Below are 1,517 nucleotides of genomic sequence, written 5' to 3' on the forward strand. Positions count from 1 at the left end.
TCCGATGAGCTGAAGTTCTGGCTGGATTATCGGCCGGATGTGTTTGGGGAGGGGGCTGCGTGTGCGGTGGCGCGGCGTGTGGTGTGGGTGTTGGAGCAGATGGTGGCGGATCCGGGGGTGCGGGTGGGTCGGGTCGCTGTGTTGGAGGGGGCCGAGAGGTCTCTGGTGGTGGATGGGTGGAATGACACGTCGTGTGTGGTTCCTGGTGTTTCGTTGGTGGGGTTGTTTGCGGCTCAGGTGCGTCGTTCGCCGGGTGCGGTGGCGGTGGTGGGTGAGGGCGGCCGGGAGTGGTCGTATGCGGAGTTGGACCGGGTGTCGAGCCGGGTGGCGGGTGGGCTGGTTGCCCGTGGTGTGGGTCGTGGTGATCTGGTCGGTGTGGTGATGGGGCGTTCGGCGGATCTGGTGGCGGTGCTGCTGGGTGTGGCGAAGGCGGGTGCGGGTTATGTGCCGGTGGATCCGGTGTGGCCGGTGGCTCGGGCGCGGTGGGTGTTGGAGCGGGTGGGGCTGGTTGTTGCGGACCGGGAGGTTGGGGGTCTGTCGGCGGGTGTGGTGTCGGTGGGGGATCTGCTGGCCGGCGTTGGTGGTGCTGACGTTGTGGATGTGGTGGTGGCGTCCGGGGATGTGGCGTATGTGATGTATACGTCGGGTTCGACGGGTGTGCCGAAGGGTGTCGAGGTCAGTCACGGTGCGGTGGCTGCTCTGGTTTCTGATGGGTGTTGGAGTGAGGCGGCGCGGGGTCGGGTGCTGATGCATGCGCCGTTTGCGTTTGATGCTTCGACGTATGAGTTGTGGGTTCCGTTGGTGAGTGGTGGCCGGGTGGTGGTCGCTCCGCCGGGGCAGGTGGATGCGGGTGTGCTGGCCGGGTTGATTCGTGAGCATGAGTTGACTGCGGTGCATGTGACGGCGGGTCTGTTCGGTGTTCTGGCGGAGGAGTCTGCTGGGTGTCTGTCGGGGCTGGTGGAGGTTCTGACGGGTGGGGATGTGGTGCCGGCGGGTGCGGTTGCGCAGGTGAGGGAGGCGTGCCCGGGGATTGTGGTGCGGCATATGTACGGGCCGACGGAGGCGACGCTGTGTGCGACGACGTTTGTGGTGGAGGCGGGTGTTGAGGCTCCGGTGGTTCTGCCGATCGGTCGTCCTCGGGACAACACGCGTGTCTATGTTCTGGACGGGTTTTTGCGGCCGGTGCCTGTGGGGGTCAATGGTGAGTTGTATGTCGCGGGGTCCGGGCTGGCGCGTGGTTATGGTGGTCGGCCAGGTCTGACCGGGGAGCGGTTTGTGGCCTGTCCGTTCGTGGGGCCGGGTGCGCGGATGTATCGGACGGGGGATCTGGCCCGGTGGACTCCGGACGGTGAGCTGGTGTTCGCGGGCCGGGTGGATGAGCAGGTGAAGATCCGTGGGTTCCGGGTGGAGCCGGGTGAGATCGAGGCGGTGCTGGCCGGGCACGAGAGCGTCGGTCAGGTCGCGGTGATCGCCAGGGAGGACCGGCCTGGCGACAAACGCCTCGTCGCCTACATCGT

The 1,517-nt window shown here is 66.8% G+C and carries 1 protein-coding gene; it reads left to right on the forward strand.

The features are described 5' to 3' along the window. The coding region (locus ACFYWI_RS38460; protein WP_389240839.1) for an amino acid adenylation domain-containing protein at positions 1-1,517 on the forward strand (1,517 nt) is incomplete at both ends.

It is taken from the genome of Streptomyces sp. NPDC002889, assembly GCF_042888425.1.
Classification (GTDB): domain Bacteria; phylum Actinomycetota; class Actinomycetes; order Streptomycetales; family Streptomycetaceae; genus Streptomyces.